Origin of the sequence: Amphritea atlantica, assembly GCF_900111095.1 — a bacterium.
Taxonomy (GTDB): domain Bacteria; phylum Pseudomonadota; class Gammaproteobacteria; order Pseudomonadales; family Balneatricaceae; genus Amphritea; species Amphritea atlantica.
In genome coordinates this window covers 1-16030 of record NZ_FOGB01000027.1, presented here as the reverse complement: position 1 = coordinate 16030, position 16030 = coordinate 1, and the positions used below count along the sequence as shown (strand labels likewise).

The following is a 16030-nucleotide window of genomic DNA, read 5'->3' as shown; positions in this document are numbered from 1 at the left end:
TATCGTTAAGACTGGTGAAGAGATCCAGATCGTTGGTATCCGTGACACTCAGACTACTACCTGTACTGGTGTAGAGATGTTCCGTAAGCTGCTTGACGAAGGTCGTGCAGGTGAGAACATTGGTGCGCTGCTGCGTGGTACTAAGCGTGACGACGTTGAGCGTGGTCAGGTACTGGCTAAGCCAGGTACTATCACTCCTCACACTCGTTTCGAAGGTGAAGTATACGTACTGTCTAAAGATGAAGGTGGTCGTCACACTCCATTCTTCAAAGGCTACCGTCCACAGTTCTACTTCCGTACAACTGATATCACCGGTGCTTGTGAACTTCCAGAAGGCGTAGAAATGGTTATGCCAGGCGATAACGTTAAAATGGACGTTACCCTGATTAACCCAATCGCGATGGAAGAAGGTCTGCGTTTTGCGATCCGTGAAGGCGGTCGTACTGTGGGTGCAGGCGTTGTATCTAAAATCATCGAGTAATTGATGATTTAGGCAACTTAACGGTTGCCACCTAGTAGGGATGCGTGTAACATACGCGTCCCTAGTTAGCACTAGGCCAGTGGCTCAATTGGCAGAGCAGCGGTCTCCAAAACCGCAGGTTGGGGGTTCGAGTCCCTCCTGGCCTGCCAACTCTAATCTGAGTTGGCATCTAACAAGTCATAGCAAATTATCGATAACCGAGGCCCATCGTGAATTCTAAAGTGTCTTCCGAAGGTTCAAAGCTGGATGGCCTGAAATGGGTCGTAGTGGTAGCAATTGTAGCTGCTGGCGTAGTAGGTAATTCTGTTTATTCAGAAGAGTCTCTGCTGTATCGCGTAATTGCATTATTAGTTCTTGCTGGTGTTGCAGGCTTTGTTGCGCTGCAAACAGCTAAAGGTCTGGCTTTCTTTACTCTGTTTAAAGAAGCGCGATCTGAAATTCGCAAAGTTGTATGGCCAACCCGCCAGGAAACACTTCAGACAACTCTGATTGTTACGGTGGTGGTTTTGATTGTAGGTTTGCTTCTGTGGGGTCTTGATTCTTTGTTGAGTCTGGGCGTTGCAGCTGTAATCGGATAAGAGGGAAGAGGCATGGCTATGCGATGGTATGTTGTACATGCGTACTCCGGTTACGAGAAGCGTGTAATGAACTCTCTGAAAGAACGGGTTGAGCTGCATAATATGCAGGATGGCTTCGGCGATATCCTCGTTCCAACAGAAGAGGTTGTTGAGATCCGCGAAGGCAAAAAACGTAAGTCTGAGCGTAAATTCTATCCGGGCTATGTTCTGGTTCAGATGGAAATGAATGATGATACCTGGCACCTGGTGAAAGATACGCCACGTGTCCTCGGTTTTATCGGTGGTACGGCTGATAAGCCTGCGCCAATTACCGAAAAAGAAGCACAAGCCATTCTGCAACGCGTTGAGAGTGGTGTTGATCAGCCGCGTCCGAAAACTCTGTTCGAGCCGGGTGAAATGGTGCGCGTTATTGATGGTCCGTTTGCCGACTTTAATGGCGTAGTTGAAGAAGTGAATTATGAGAAGAACAGGCTGCATGTTGCAGTGCTGATCTTCGGTCGTTCGACTCCGGTCGAGCTGGAGTTTGGTCAGGTCGAAAAAGCCTGATAGCAGTATGTCAGGAATTAACCTCGGTGCTTGAATAGGTGCTGGGGTTTTTCCGTCTTTAAACCGGGGAGCCGAAAGGCGCTACTACCCACCAGGAGTAAAACATGGCTAAGAAAATCCAGGCTTATATTAAGCTGCAGGTTGCCGCCGGTCAGGCGAACCCAAGTCCACCCGTTGGTCCAGCACTGGGTCAGCATGGTGTTAACATCATGGAATTCTGTAAGGCGTTTAACGCGGCTACACAGGGTATTGAGCCGGGTCTGCCGACTCCGGTTGTGATCACTGTTTATGCTGATCGCAGCTTTACTTTCATTACCAAGACTCCTCCGGCTGCTGTTCTGCTGAAGAAAGCTGCAGGCCTGAAGAGCGGTTCTGGTCGTCCTAATACTGAGAAAGTCGGTACTGTTACCCGCGCTCAGCTGGAAGAGATTGCTACCACTAAAATGGCTGATCTGACTGCTTCTGATATGGATGCAGCGGTTCGTACCATCGCAGGTAGTGCACGTAGCATGGGTCTGATCGTGGAAGGAGCTGAGTAATGGCTAAGCTGACTAAACGCCAAAAGGCGATTGCTGAAAAAGTTGAACCAGGTAAGCAGTACTCTGTTGCTGATGCTGTTGCGCTGCTAAACGAACTGTCAACTGTTGGCTTTAAAGAGTCTGTCGATGTGGCAGTAAACCTGGGCGTTGACCCACGTAAATCTGACCAGAACGTACGTGGTTCAAGTGTTCTGCCTAGCGGTACTGGTAAAGATGTTCGTGTTGCGGTATTTGCGCAGGGCGAGAACGCAGAGAAAGCTAAAGCAGCGGGTGCTGACGTTGTTGGTTTTGATGATCTGGCTGAACAGATCAAAGGCGGCGATCTGAACTTTGACGTTGTTATCGCGACTCCGGATGCGATGCGCGTTGTGGGTCAGCTGGGTCAGGTTCTGGGTCCACGTGGTCTGATGCCAAACCCTAAGGTAGGTACTGTAACCCCTGATGTTGTGACTGCGGTCAACAATGCTAAGGCGGGTCAGGTACGTTTCCGTACTGACAAGAACGGTATTATCCACGCTGGCGTTGGTAAAGTTGGCTTCGAAGCTGATGCTATCAAAGCAAACGTTGAAGCGCTGCTGAGCGAGCTGAAAAAGCTGAAGCCTGCTTCTGCTAAAGGCGTTTACATGAAGAAAGTTACCCTGTCCACCACTATGGGGCCAGGTCTGGCAATCGATCAGAGCTCACTGAGCGTTTAATCGGTTTTCAGAAAGAATTGAGGGTCTCTGCGGCGTTGCTGCAGAGGTCGTCAAAGACCGCAGGTGAGAATGGTGCACGTAACCGGACTCTTAATCTATCAGCCTGCGCAGACGGTGTGATCCCCTTAACAGGATCAATTGAACCACCGTACTCGGCGCTTCAGTGATCGATGCTGAAGTGAATGGTAAACAGTCGAAAAGACTAAACCCAGGAGTAAATCGTGGCATTAGGACTCGAAGATAAAAAAGCGATTGTCGCTGAAGTCCAGGAAGCTGCCAAGGGCGCTCTCTCTGCTGTAGTTGCAGATTCTCGCGGTGTGACCGTTGAGAAGATGACTGAGCTGCGTAAGCAGGCACGTGAAGCGGGAGTATGGCTGCGCGTCGTACGTAATACGCTGGCACGTCGTGCAGTAGAAGGCTCTGATTTCGAATGTATCACTGATTCATTCGTAGGTCCGACTCTGATTGCATTCTCTACTGAGCACCCAGGTGCCGGTGCGCGAATTCTGAAAGATTTCGCCAAGGGAAATGACAAGCTGGAGCTGAAGACCGCTGCTTTCGAAGGACAGATCGTTGATATCTCTATGCTGGCTTCACTGCCAACATACGACGAAGCGATCGCCAAGCTGATGGGCTGCATGAAAGAAGCTGCAGCAGGCAAGCTGGTGCGCACTATCGCGGCTGTTCGCGAACAGAAAGAACAAGCAGCTGCTTAATACAAGCCGCTTAAGAACGAGTTTAAGAGCCTCTGGCTCGAATATTTTAGGAATTAAACATGTCCGTATCTAAAGAAGATATCTTGAACGCAATCGCTGAAATGTCTGTAATGGACGTTGTAGCACTGGTTGAAGCAATGGAAGAAAAATTCGGTGTATCTGCTGCTGCTGTTGCAGTTGCTGGTGCAGCTGGCGGCGACGCTGGTGCTGCTGCTGAAGAGCAGACTGAATTCGACGTTGTACTGACTGGCGCTGGCGACAAGAAAGTAAACGTAATCAAAGCTGTTCGTGCAGCAACTGGCCTGGGCTTGAAAGAAGCTAAAGGTATGGTTGACGGCGCTCCTGCTACCGTTAAAGAAGGTGTTAGCAAGGAAGACGCAGAAGCACTTAAAGCTGCTCTGGAAGAAGCTGGCGCAACTGTTGAAGTTAAGTAAGCGGCGCGATGCTTCGTATCAGACTATTTAGTAGCTGATACATCTACGGCTGGTGGCAAAGTGCCACCGGCCTTTTTCCGTTATTAGTAAGAGCAAATAATAACGGTTCACAGGCCGAGAAATTTCCTTCGGTTTGTTTGAATTTTTCAGGTGCAGATGCTGGGGAACTTAGATGGCTTACTCATATACTGAAAAGAAACGCATCCGTAAAGACTTCGGAAAGCTGCCGGAAGCGATGGATGTGCCATATCTGTTGGCAATCCAGTTGGATTCTTATTTGAAATTCCTGCAACAGGGTGCTGATTCTGCAGAGCGTAAAGATATCGGGCTGCATGCGGCTTTCAGTTCCGTATTCCCGATCGTTTCCTATTCCGGAAACGCCGCATTGGAATATGTAGGTTACCGTCTGGGCGAGCCGGTTTTTGACGTTAAAGAATGCCAGATGCGTGGTATTACTTATGCTGCCCCGCTGCGCGTTAAAGTACGCCTGGTAATCTATGATCGCGATTCTTCAAATAAAGCGATTAAAGATATTAAAGAACAAGAAGTATACATGGGCGAAATGCCGCTGATGACCGACAACGGTACTTTCGTTGTCAACGGTACTGAGCGGGTTATTGTCTCTCAGCTGCACCGTTCGCCGGGTGTATTCTTCGACCATGACAAGGGTAAAACGCACTCCTCCGGGAAGCTGCTGTATTCTGCCCGTGTTATTCCTTACCGTGGTTCATGGCTGGACTTCGAGTTTGATCCTAAAGATAGCCTGTTTGTACGTATCGACCGCCGTCGTAAGCTGCCAGCAACTATTCTGCTGCGCGCGCTTGGCTATACCACTGAAGAGATCCTCGATACCTTCTTTGACAACACCGAGTGGACCCTCAGTGCAGATGAAATTCTGATGACACTGGTTCCGTCCCGTCTGCGTGGTGAAACGGCTACTTTTGATATTAAAGATTCCAGCGGCAGCGTGCTGGTTGAATCCGGCCGCCGGATTACACCTCGCCATATCCGTCAGCTGGAGAAAGAGAATATCACTCAGCTGGAGGTGCCGGTTGAGTACCTGCTGGGCAAAGTATTAGCGAAAGATATTATTGATCCGACCACCGGTGAGCTGCTGTGCGAAGGCAACAGCGAGATCACTGAAGAGTTACTGGAGCAGATTCGCAGCCGTAATGTTACTGCTTTTGAAACCCTGTATACCAATGAACTTGATTGCGGTCCGTTTGTATCTGATACCCTGCGTATCGATACCACCCGTAACCAGCTGGAAGCACTGGTAGAGATCTACCGCATGATGCGCCCTGGTGAGCCGCCAACCAAGGAATCAGCAGAAAACCTGTTTGAGAACCTGTTCTTTACCGAAGAGCGCTACGACCTGTCTGCGGTTGGCCGGATGAAGTTCAACCGCCGCCTGGGCCGCGAAGAAGAGACCGGTTCTGGCGTGCTGGATAAAGAAGATATCCTGTCGGTCATGAAAACGCTGATCGATATCCGTAACGGTAAAGGCGTTGTGGATGATATCGATCACCTGGGTAACCGTCGTATCCGTTCCGTTGGCGAGATGGCCGAAAACCAGTTCCGCGTGGGTCTGGTGCGGGTAGAGCGTGCCGTTCGTGAACGTCTGAGTATGGCAGAGTCGGATAACCTGATGCCTCAGGATCTGATCAATGCCAAGCCGGTTGCTGCCGCGGTGAAAGAGTTCTTCGGTTCGTCTCAGCTGTCTCAGTTTATGGACCAGAACAACCCGCTGTCAGAAGTGACTCACAAGCGTCGTGTTTCTGCGTTAGGACCTGGCGGTCTGACCCGTGAGCGTGCAGGCTTTGAGGTACGTGACGTACACGCAACTCACTACGGTCGCGTATGTCCTATCGAGACACCTGAAGGACCAAACATCGGTCTGATCAACTCGCTGGCGACCTATGCCCGCACCAACGACTATGGTTTCCTTGAGACGCCGTATCGTAAGGTAGTGGATTGTAAGGTGACCGATGAAGTTGAATACCTGTCAGCCATTGAGGAAGGTCGTCATGTCATCGCCCAGGCATCTGCTGCCATGGACGAGAACCGGACACTGACTGATGAACTGGTTGCAGTACGTCACGAAAATGAATTTACCGTTATGCCGCCGGAAAAAGTAACCTACATGGATGTATCTCCACGTCAGGTTGTATCGGTGGCAGCGGCACTGATCCCGTTCCTGGAACACGATGACGCGAACCGCGCATTGATGGGATCAAACATGCAGCGTCAGGCTGTACCAACCCTGCGGGCTGATAAGCCGCTGGTCGGTACCGGCATGGAACGTTATGTTGCCCGCGATTCCGGTGTGTGTGTGGTTGCCGATCGCGGTGGTGTGATTGAGTCAGTTGATGCGGCGCGTATTGTCGTCCGTGTTAACGACGAAGAGACGGTTGCCGGTGAAGCGGGTGTGGATATCTACAACCTCACTAAGTACACCCGTTCTAACCAGAACACCTGCATCAACCAGCGTGCGATTGTGCGTCAGGGTGAACAGGTTCAGCGTGGCGATATCATGGCTGACGGCCCGTCCGTTGACCTGGGTGAGCTGGCGCTGGGGCAGAACATGCGTATCGCATTCATGCCCTGGAACGGTTACAACTTCGAGGATTCCATCCTTATCTCTGAAAGGGTCGTTCAGGAAGATCGTTTCACGACGATCCATATTCAGGAACTGACCTGTGTGGCACGTGATACCAAGCTGGGTTCTGAAGAGATCACGTCAGATATTCCAAACGTGGGTGAATCTGCACTGGCTAAGCTGGATGAAGCCGGTATTGTCCATATCGGTGCTGAAGTAGGCCCGGGTGATATTCTGGTGGGTAAGGTGACACCTAAGGGTGAAACTCAGCTGACACCGGAAGAGAAGCTGCTGCGTGCGATCTTCGGTGAGAAGGCGTCCGATGTTAAGGACACCTCACTGCGTGTTAAGACCGGTACTATCGGTAAGGTTATCGATGTTCAGGTGTTTACCCGTGACGGTGTGCAGAAGGATGAGCGTGCAATCTCTATCGAGCAGTCCGAGCTGAACCGCATCCGTAAGGATTTGAACGAAGAGTTGCGTATCGTTGAGCAGGCGACCTTTGAGCGTCTTGGACGTGCTCTGTGTGGTCTGAAAGCTGAAGGCGGTGCGAACTTCAAGAAGGGTGAAGAGATCACCGCTGAGGCCCTGGCTGAGCTGAAGAAATCAGACTGGTTCAAGATCCGCGTTGCTGATGATGCGACTCAGGAGATGCTGGAGAAAGCTCAGGAGCAGCTGGAAGAGCGCCGCGTTGAGCTGGATGCCAAGTTTGAAGATAAGAAAGACAAGCTGCAGACCGGTGATGACCTGGCCCCTGGCGTACTGAAAATTGTTAAGGTTTATGTGGCCACTAAACGTCGCGTACAGCCGGGTGACAAGATGGCAGGACGTCACGGTAACAAGGGTGTTATCTCCGTTATCATGCCGGTTGAAGATATGCCATACGATGAGAACGGCGAGCCGGTCGATATCGTACTGAACCCTCTGGGTGTACCGTCACGGATGAACGTAGGTCAGGTACTTGAGACGCACATGGGTATGGCCGCTAAAGGTCTGGGCGTGAAGATCAATAAGATGCTTCAGGCTGAACGTGATCGTCTTGAAACAATCAAAGAGCTGCGTGAGTTCCTTGACCGTATCTATAACAGCGAACTGGGTGGTTACAAGTCTGGTCGTCATGAAGATATCGACTCTCTGAGTGATGACGAAGTGCTGGAACTGGCGAAGAACCTGAAAGGTGGTGTACCTCTGGCAACTGCAGTATTTGATGGTGCTAAAGAGGCGGAAGTGAAGGAGCTGCTGCGGATGGCAGACCTGAGCGACACCGGCCAGTTCACTCTGTTCGATGGTCGCACCGGTGATGAGTTCAGCCGTCCGGTAACCGTGGGTTACATGTACATGCTGAAGTTGAACCACCTGGTTGACGATAAGATGCACGCACGTTCTACCGGTTCCTACAGCCTGGTTACTCAGCAGCCGCTGGGTGGTAAGGCGCAGTTCGGTGGTCAGCGCTTCGGTGAGATGGAGGTCTGGGCACTGGAAGCATACGGTGCTGCCTACACCCTGCAGGAGATGCTGACGGTTAAATCCGATGACGTGAACGGCCGTACCAAGATGTATAAGAACATCGTGGATGGTGATCACCGCATGGAGCCGGGTATGCCAGAATCGTTCAACGTGCTGGTGAAAGAGATCCGCTCGCTCGGTATCGATATCGAGCTGGAAAACGAGTAACCCTTTAACAGATAGTTTACTGCGCAGCTGATTAACCGCTGCGCGGTCAACTCCCCCGAGGAGCTGAATGAAATGAAAGATTTACTTAATCTGTTGAAATCCCAGGGACAGAACGACGAGTTCGACTCGATCCGTATCGGTCTGGCATCGCCTGAGATGATCCGTTCCTGGTCTTTTGGTGAAGTTAAAAAGCCAGAAACCATCAACTACCGCACCTTTAAGCCAGAGCGTGATGGTCTGTTCTGTGCCAAGATCTTCGGTCCTGTTAAGGATTACGAGTGTCTGTGTGGTAAGTACAAGCGACTGAAGCATCGTGGTGTTATCTGTGAGAAGTGTGGCGTTGAAGTTGCACTGGCTAAGGTTCGTCGTGAGCGTATGGGTCACATCGAACTGGCCTCTCCCGTTGCTCACATCTGGTTCCTGAAGTCACTGCCATCCCGTATCGGTCTGATGCTGGATATGACCCTGCGTGATATCGAGCGGGTGCTGTACTTCGAATCATTTGTTGTTATCGATCCGGGTATGACGACGCTTGAGCGTGGTCAGCTGCTGAACGATGAGCAGTACTTTGAAGCGCTGGAAGAGTTTGGTGACGACTTTGATGCCCGTATGGGTGCTGAAGCGGTTCAGGAGCTGCTGAAATCGATCGATCTTGCTGAAGAGATCGAAGTGATGCGTGAAGAGCTGCCGGCGACTAACTCTGAAACCAAGATTAAGAAGCTGTCCAAGCGTCTGAAACTGCTGGAAGGTTTCCACACCTCTGGTAATAAACCCGAGTGGATGATTCTTCAGGTTCTGCCGGTTCTGCCACCCGATCTGCGTCCGTTGGTTCCCCTGGATGGCGGTCGTTTCGCAACCTCAGATCTGAACGATCTGTATCGTCGCGTTATCAACCGTAACAACCGTCTGAAGCGTCTGCTGGATCTGAGTGCTCCGGATATCATCGTACGTAACGAAAAACGTATGTTGCAGGAATCTGTTGATGCGCTGCTGGATAACGGTCGTCGTGGTCGTGCTATCACCGGTTCTAACAAGCGTCCTCTGAAATCCCTGGCTGACATGATCAAGGGTAAACAGGGTCGTTTCCGTCAGAACCTGCTGGGTAAGCGTGTTGACTACTCCGGTCGTTCGGTCATCGTGGTGGGTCCATACCTGCGTCTGCATCAGTGTGGTCTGCCTAAGAAGATGGCGCTGGAACTGTTCAAGCCATTTATCTTCTCTAAGCTGGAGCTGCGTGGTCACGCGACCACCATTAAAACCGCTAAGAAAATGGTTGAGCGCGAAGAGTCACTGGTTTGGGATATCCTGGATGAAGTTATCCGCGAACACCCGATCATGCTTAACCGTGCACCAACCCTGCACCGTCTGGGTATCCAGGCATTTGAGCCGGTACTGATCGAAGGTAAAGCGATTCAGCTGCACCCGCTGGTATGTGCGGCCTACAACGCCGACTTTGACGGTGACCAGATGGCGGTACACGTACCGCTGACAATTGAAGCGCAGCTGGAAGCCCGTGCGCTGATGATGTCAACCAACAACGTACTGTCTCCAGCCAACGGTGAGCCAATCATCGTACCGTCTCAGGACGTGGTACTGGGTCTGTACTGGATGACCCGTGACCGTATCAATGCCCTCGGTGAGGGTATGGTCTTCTCTGATATTAAAGAAGTTCAGCGTGCTTACGGTGCTAAGCAGGTTGACCTGCAGGCCAAGGTAAAAGTTCGTATCAGCGAGACTATCCGCGATATCGAAGGCAACGAAGAGCACCGTACGACCATTCAGGACACCACTGTCGGTCGTGCCATGCTGTTCAATATCGTGCCAAAAGGGCTGCCGTTTGAGCTGGTCAACCAGGCGATGACGAAAAAGGCGATCTCCCGCCTGATCAACACCGCGTACCGTATCGTTGGTCTGAAAGATACCGTTATCTTTGCTGACCAGGTGATGTACATGGGCTTCCGTCAGGCAACCGTATCCGGTTCTTCTATCGGTGTTAACGACTTCGTTATCCCGGATGAGAAGGTCGATATCATCACCTCAGCTGATGCTGAAGTGAAAGAGATCGAGATGCAGTACGCCGACGGTCTGGTTACCCAGGGTGAGAAATACAACAAGGTTATCGATATCTGGTCCCGTGCCAACGAGATTCTGGCCAAGAAGATGATGGATAACCTGAAGAAGGAAGAGGTGATTAACCGTCACGGTGAGCTTGAAGCTCAGGACTCTTTCAACTCTGTATATATGATGGCCGACTCCGGTGCCCGGGGTAGTGCGGCGCAGATTCGTCAGCTGGCGGGTATGCGTGGTCTGATGGCGAAGCCGGATGGCTCTATCATCGAAACGCCCATCACGGCTAACTTCCGTGAAGGTCTGAACGTACTGCAGTACTTCATCTCAACCCACGGTGCTCGTAAAGGTCTGGCGGATACCGCACTGAAGACTGCAAACTCTGGTTACCTGACCCGTCGTCTGGTTGATGTGGCACAGGATCTGGTTATCACTGAAGATGATTGTGGTACTGAAGAAGGTCTGATCATGCAGCCGCTGATTGAAGGTGGCGATGTGGTTGTCGGTCTGGGGTATCGTGTTCTGGGTCGTGTTGTGGCTCAGGATGTGATGGATCCAACCGGGAAAGAGGTGCTGATCGAAGCGGGCACCCTGATGGACGAGGCCTGGGTTAAGCGTCTGGACGATGAAGAACGTTACTCATCAATTGATGAGATCATTGTTCGCAGTGCGATTACCTGTGAAACCACCTTCGGTCTCTGCTCTAAGTGTTATGGCCGTGATCTGGGTCGTGGTCATCGGGTTAACCCGGGTGAAGCGGTCGGTGTTATCGCAGCACAGTCAATCGGTGAGCCTGGAACACAGCTGACCATGCGTACCTTCCACATCGGTGGTGCGGCATCGCGGGCAGCCGCGGTTGACAGCATTCAGGTTAAGAACTCCGGTGAGATCCGGATGCACAATCTGAAGTCTGTAGAAAAAGCCGACGGTTCACTGGTGGCAACTTCCCGCTCCGGTGAGCTGGGTGTAACCGACGAACACGGTCGTGAGCGTGAGCGCTATAAGCTGCCGTACGGTTCTGTGATCAAGGTTAAGGATGGTTCCCGTGTTGAAGCCGGCTCCATCGTCGCCAACTGGGACCCGCATACTCACCCAATCATCTCCGAGGTGGCGGGTAAGCTTGAGTTTGTCGGTATTGATGACGGTATTACTGTTAAGCAGCAAACCGATGAGCTGACCGGTCTGTCGACTATTGAAATTCTCGATCCGGCACTGCGTCCGGCGGCGGGTAAAGATATTCGTCCGATGATCCGTCTGGTCGATGCCGCTACTGGTGATGATCTGTTCCACCCGGGAACTGACTCTCCGGCGCAGTATCTGTTGCCAGCGAAAGCGATTCTTAACCTGAGCAACGGTGCTGAGGTGGGCATTGGTGACGTACTGGCGCGTATCCCGCAGGAAGGTTCTGTGAACAAGGATATCACCGGTGGTCTGCCACGGGTTGCTGACCTGTTTGAAGCGCGTAAGCCAAAAGAGTCCTCTATCCTGGCTGAGATCTCCGGTACCATCACGTTTGGTAAGGAGACTAAGGGTAAGAAGCGTCTGGTTATCAGCCCGCAGAATGCTGATCCAATGGAGATCATGATTCCTAAGTGGCGTAACCTGAACGTCTTTGAAGGTGAAACGGTGCAGAAGGGTGAAATTATCTCCGACGGACCGTCTAACCCGCATGATATTCTGCGGATCAAGGGTGTCGCCGAGCTGGCGAAATACATCACCTCTGAGATTCAGGACGTTTACCGTCTGCAGGGTGTAGGGATCAACGATAAGCATATCGAAGTAATCGTACGTCAGATGCTGCGTAAGGTGGATATCACCGCCAGCGGAGACAGCTCGTTCATTAACGGTGAGCAGGTTGAATTCCATCAGGTGGTTGAAGAGAACAAACGCCTGGAAGCGGAAGGTAAGATGCCGGCTAAGTATGATCGTGTACTGCTGGGTATTACCAAAGCCTCTCTGGCAACCGAGTCCTTCATCTCTGCGGCGTCCTTCCAGGAGACAACCCGTGTACTGACCGAGGGTGCGGTGTGTGGTAAGAAAGACTTCCTGCGCGGTCTCAAAGAGAACGTTGTCGTGGGTCGTCTGATTCCGGCCGGTACTGGTCTGGCATACCACAAGGCCCGTAAGCGTCAGGCGGTTAAGGCTGATGATAGCATGTCTGTCAGTGCAGAAGATGTTCAACTGGCGCTGACTGCAGCCCTGAACCAGGCATCAATGCCTGATTCAGAATAATGAACCTGGGCAGGCTCTGATACTCATTGGAGCGTGTCCGTAAGGTGCATATACAGATAGTACCTGATGGTGATTGAAAGAAAGATCCAAAAAGTACTATCTATTATCTGGTCGAATATTGACCTGATGGGCCGGGATTGAGTACAATCTCGGCCCTTTCGTGACAGGAGTGAAAAAAATCCTGTTTTTTAGTGCTTAAATAAAAGCGTGGAGTTTGCTTAATGGCAACTATTAACCAGCTGGTACGACAGCCGCGCAAGCGCAAAGTGGTAAAGAGTGATGTACCTGCATTGCAGGCATGTCCTCAGCGCCGTGGCGTTTGTACCCGCGTCTATACAACAACCCCTAAGAAACCGAACTCAGCACTGCGTAAAGTGTGCCGTGTTCGTCTGACAAACGGATATGAGGTTACTTCCTACATCGGTGGTGAAGGTCACAACCTGCAGGAGCACTCTGTTGTTCTGATCCGTGGTGGTCGTGTAAAAGACTTGCCGGGTGTTCGTTACCACACAGTACGTGGCGCACTGGATACCAGTGGCGTTAACGACCGTAAACAGGGTCGTTCTAAGTACGGTACCAAGCGTCCTAAGTCTTAAGCGTTTCCGGGACGGCGACAGAAGTCCGGCACAGCTGTTTAAACAGCCCGCTATACAACTAGAGCTAGACCGCAAGCAATAAGAGTAAGGTCAGGTATCAATTCCTGAAATAACCTGAAGACCTGTAGATAAAGGGGCTTATCATGCCAAGAAGAAGAGTTGCGGCAAAACGTGAAATCCTGCCGGATCCTAAATTCGGTAACATTACACTGGCAAAATTTACTAACCACCTGATGATCAGTGGTAAGAAATCTGTTGCTGAGAAGATTGTTTACGGTGCGCTGGACACAGTTGGTCAGCGGACTGGTGAAGATCCAATCGAAGCATTCAACAAAGCACTGGAAGCGATCCAGCCAATGGTAGAGGTTAAATCTCGCCGTGTGGGTGGTGCTACCTATCAGGTGCCTGTAGAAGTTCGTCCTTCCCGTCGTATGGCTCTGGCTATGCGTTGGTTGGTGGATGCTTCCCGTAAGCGTGGTGAAAAATCCATGGCGCTGCGTCTGGCCGGTGAAATCGGTGATGCAGTTGAAGGTCGTGGTGCAGCTGTGAAGAAACGTGAAGACGTTCATCGCATGGCTGAAGCGAACAAAGCATTCGCTCACTACCGCTTCTAAGCTTTTAATAAAGCTTTTGATGTAAGTTCCGAGGATTGAGTTTTGGCTCGTAAAACGCCTATAAACCGGTACCGTAATATCGGTATCTGTGCCCATGTCGATGCGGGTAAAACCACGACCACTGAGCGCGTTCTGTTCTACACCGGGATGTCCCATAAAATCGGTGAAGTACACGACGGCGCAGCGACCATGGACTGGATGGAGCAGGAACAGGAGCGTGGTATCACTATCACCTCCGCTGCGACCACCTGTTTCTGGAGTGGTATGAGTCAGCAGTTTGATCAGCACCGGATCAACATTATCGACACCCCCGGACACGTAGACTTCACCATTGAGGTTGAACGTTCGCTGCGGGTGCTTGATGGTGCGGTTGTTGTGCTGTGTGCCTCTTCCGGGGTGCAGCCTCAGACTGAGACTGTCTGGCGTCAGGCCAATAAGTATGAAGTGCCGCGCATGGTGTTCGTCAATAAGATGGACCGTGCAGGCGCTGACTTCTTTATGGTGGTGCGGCAGTTAAAAGAGCGTTTGGGCGCTAATGCTGTACCGGTCAACTTCCCGATCGGTGCAGAAGATGAGTTTAAAGGTGTTGTCGATCTGATCCGTATGAAAGCCATCATGTGGAATGATGCTGATCAGGGGATGACATACGAGCTTTACGATATTCCTGCTGAGCTGCAAGAACAGGCTGATACGCTGCGTGAGCAGTTGGTAGAAGCAGCAGCAGAGGCATCCGAAGAGCTGATGGATAAATACCTTGAAGAGGGTGATCTATCCAACGAAGAGATCAAGGCGGGTCTGCGTCGTCGCACCCTGGATAACGACCTTGTTCTAATGCAGGCAGGTTCTGCATTCAAGAATAAGGGGGTTCAGGCCGTGCTGGACGCTGTGATCGAGTATATGCCATCGCCGGTTGAAGTTAAGGCGATTGAGGGTACCCTCGATGATGATGAAACCCTTGATACCCGTGAGGCGGATGACTCTGCTCCATTTGCGGCGCTGGCCTTTAAAATTGCCACCGACCCGTTTGTCGGCACCCTGACATTTATCCGGGTGTACTCCGGCGTACTGGCTTCCGGCGACAGTGTGGTTAACACTGTTAAAGGTAAGAAAGAGCGCGTTGGGCGGATGGTGCAGATGCACGCAAATAACCGTGAAGAGATCAAAGAGGTTCGCGCAGGCGATATCGCGGCTCTGATCGGTATGAAAGATGTAACTACCGGAGATACCCTGTGTAATCCTGATCATAAGATCATTCTGGAGCGCATGGAGTTTCCTGAGCCGGTAATTTCTGTAGCGGTTGAGCCTAAATCACAGGCTGACCAGGAAAAAATGGGTATCGCGCTGGGCAAGCTTGCTCAGGAAGATCCCTCTTTCCGGGTAGCAACCGATCCGGAAACCGGTCAGACCATTATCTCTGGTATGGGCGAATTGCACCTGGATATTCTGGTGGATCGTATGAAGCGTGAATTCAGCGTGGAAGCGAACATCGGTAAGCCGCAGGTAGCCTATCGCGAGAAAATCCGTCAGTCTGTTGATGCAAACCATAAGTTTATTCGTCAGTCTGGTGGTCGTGGTCAGTATGGCCATGTAGTCATTGAGTTTAGTCCATCTGACAAGGAAGGGCTGGAGTTCATCAATGAGATCGTAGGTGGTGCTATTCCTAAGGAGTACATCCCGGCGATCGAAAAAGGTATCGAGGAGCAGATGAAGAACGGCGTAATTGCCGGCTATCCGCTGATCGGCCTGAAGGCCCGTCTCTATGATGGATCCTTCCATGAAGTTGACTCTAACGAGATGGCGTTTAAAATTGCTGCCTCCCAGGCGCTTAAGAAGTTTGCACAGGACGCAAGTCCTTGTCTGCTTGAGCCGATGATGCAGGTAGAGGTTGTAACGCCCGAAGATTACATGGGTGACGTGATGGGTGACCTGAACCGTCGTCGTGGTCTGGTTCAGGGTATGGATGATTGCAGTTCCGGTAAGATAATCAATGCACAGGTTCCACTGGGCGAGATGTTTGGTTATGCTACCGACCTGCGTTCGGCTACTCAGGGTCGTGCAACATACTCAATGGAATTCTTTGATTATGCTGAAGCGCCAAATAATGTCGCTGAAGCTATAATCAATGCAAGATAATTTGCCCAATATATTAATGAGGAATTAATCGTGGCTAAAGAACAATTTGAACGTAATAAACCGCACGTTAACGTTGGTACAATCGGCCACGTTGACCACGGTAAAACTACTCTGACAGCTGCACTG

General features: G+C 51.2%; 13 protein-coding genes and 1 tRNA gene. All 14 read left to right on the top strand.

Annotation, left to right across the window (positions count from 1 at the left end; all coding sequences use genetic code 11):
* Positions 1 to 481: EF-Tu C-terminal domain-related protein (locus tag BMY09_RS21885; RefSeq protein ID WP_091362271.1), on the top strand; the 481-nt coding region annotated here is incomplete at its 5' end.
* 73 nt (positions 482 to 554) lie between these two features.
* Positions 555 to 630, top strand: a tRNA-Trp gene (locus tag BMY09_RS21880).
* A 60-nt stretch (positions 631 to 690) separates the two neighbouring features.
* Positions 691 to 1059 (top strand): preprotein translocase subunit SecE, encoded by a 369-nt coding sequence (secE, locus tag BMY09_RS21875; RefSeq protein WP_091362270.1) that lies wholly within the window; start codon positions 691 to 693, stop codon positions 1057 to 1059.
* A gap of 12 nt (positions 1060 to 1071) precedes the next feature.
* Positions 1072 to 1605 (top strand): transcription termination/antitermination protein NusG, encoded by a 534-nt coding sequence (nusG, locus tag BMY09_RS21870; protein ID WP_091362269.1) that lies wholly within the window; start codon positions 1072 to 1074, stop codon positions 1603 to 1605.
* 104 nt (positions 1606 to 1709) lie between these two features.
* Positions 1710 to 2144: a 50S ribosomal protein L11 gene (gene rplK, locus BMY09_RS21865; protein WP_091362268.1), complete on the top strand. Its 435-nt coding sequence runs from the start codon at positions 1710 to 1712 to the stop codon at positions 2142 to 2144.
* Positions 2144 to 2839 (top strand): 50S ribosomal protein L1, encoded by a 696-nt coding sequence (rplA, locus tag BMY09_RS21860; RefSeq protein ID WP_091362267.1) that lies wholly within the window; start codon positions 2144 to 2146, stop codon positions 2837 to 2839. Before rplK ends, rplA begins: the two co-directional genes overlap by 1 nt.
* A gap of 221 nt (positions 2840 to 3060) precedes the next feature.
* Positions 3061 to 3555 carry a 50S ribosomal protein L10 gene (rplJ, locus tag BMY09_RS21855; protein ID WP_091362266.1) on the top strand — a complete coding sequence of 165 codons (495 nt, stop codon included), beginning with the start codon at positions 3061 to 3063 and terminating at the stop codon, positions 3553 to 3555.
* A 59-nt stretch (positions 3556 to 3614) separates the two neighbouring features.
* Positions 3615 to 3989 (top strand): 50S ribosomal protein L7/L12, encoded by a 375-nt coding sequence (gene rplL, locus BMY09_RS21850; RefSeq protein ID WP_091362265.1) that lies wholly within the window; start codon positions 3615 to 3617, stop codon positions 3987 to 3989.
* Between the two features lie 172 nt (positions 3990 to 4161).
* Positions 4162 to 8262: a DNA-directed RNA polymerase subunit beta gene (rpoB, locus tag BMY09_RS21845; RefSeq protein ID WP_091362264.1), complete on the top strand. Its 4101-nt coding sequence runs from the start codon at positions 4162 to 4164 to the stop codon at positions 8260 to 8262.
* A gap of 72 nt (positions 8263 to 8334) precedes the next feature.
* A complete protein-coding gene (gene rpoC, locus BMY09_RS21840; RefSeq protein ID WP_091362263.1) occupies positions 8335 to 12561 on the top strand; it encodes a DNA-directed RNA polymerase subunit beta' in 4227 nt (1408 codons plus the stop codon).
* Between the two features lie 221 nt (positions 12562 to 12782).
* On the top strand, positions 12783 to 13157 hold the full coding sequence (gene rpsL, locus BMY09_RS21835) for a 30S ribosomal protein S12 (protein ID WP_091362262.1): 375 nt from the start codon (positions 12783 to 12785) through the stop codon (positions 13155 to 13157).
* Between the two features lie 143 nt (positions 13158 to 13300).
* On the top strand, positions 13301 to 13771 hold the full coding sequence (gene rpsG / locus BMY09_RS21830) for a 30S ribosomal protein S7 (protein WP_091362261.1): 471 nt from the start codon (positions 13301 to 13303) through the stop codon (positions 13769 to 13771).
* A 42-nt stretch (positions 13772 to 13813) separates the two neighbouring features.
* On the top strand, positions 13814 to 15904 hold the full coding sequence (fusA, locus tag BMY09_RS21825) for an elongation factor G (RefSeq protein ID WP_091362260.1): 2091 nt from the start codon (positions 13814 to 13816) through the stop codon (positions 15902 to 15904).
* Positions 15905 to 15934: 30 nt separating this feature from the next.
* Positions 15935 to 16030, top strand: a 96-nt coding sequence (locus BMY09_RS21820; RefSeq protein WP_245756656.1) for a GTP-binding protein, incomplete at its 3' end; no start/stop codon positions are given.

What these genes read in the sequence shown, in the direction of transcription:
- nusG (WP_091362269.1), top strand. Translation starts at nt 1,072, where the DNA reads ATGGCTATGCGATGGTATGTTGTACATGCGTACTCCGGTTACGAGAAG.
- rplK (WP_091362268.1), top strand. Translation starts at nt 1,710, where the DNA reads ATGGCTAAGAAAATCCAGGCTTATATTAAGCTGCAGGTTGCCGCCGGT.
- rplA (WP_091362267.1), top strand. Translation starts at nt 2,144, where the DNA reads ATGGCTAAGCTGACTAAACGCCAAAAGGCGATTGCTGAAAAAGTTGAA.
- rplL (WP_091362265.1), top strand. Translation starts at nt 3,615, where the DNA reads ATGTCCGTATCTAAAGAAGATATCTTGAACGCAATCGCTGAAATGTCT.
- rpoB (WP_091362264.1), top strand. Translation starts at nt 4,162, where the DNA reads ATGGCTTACTCATATACTGAAAAGAAACGCATCCGTAAAGACTTCGGA.
- rpoC (WP_091362263.1), top strand. Translation starts at nt 8,335, where the DNA reads ATGAAAGATTTACTTAATCTGTTGAAATCCCAGGGACAGAACGACGAG.
- rpsL (WP_091362262.1), top strand. Translation starts at nt 12,783, where the DNA reads ATGGCAACTATTAACCAGCTGGTACGACAGCCGCGCAAGCGCAAAGTG.
- rpsG (WP_091362261.1), top strand. Translation starts at nt 13,301, where the DNA reads ATGCCAAGAAGAAGAGTTGCGGCAAAACGTGAAATCCTGCCGGATCCT.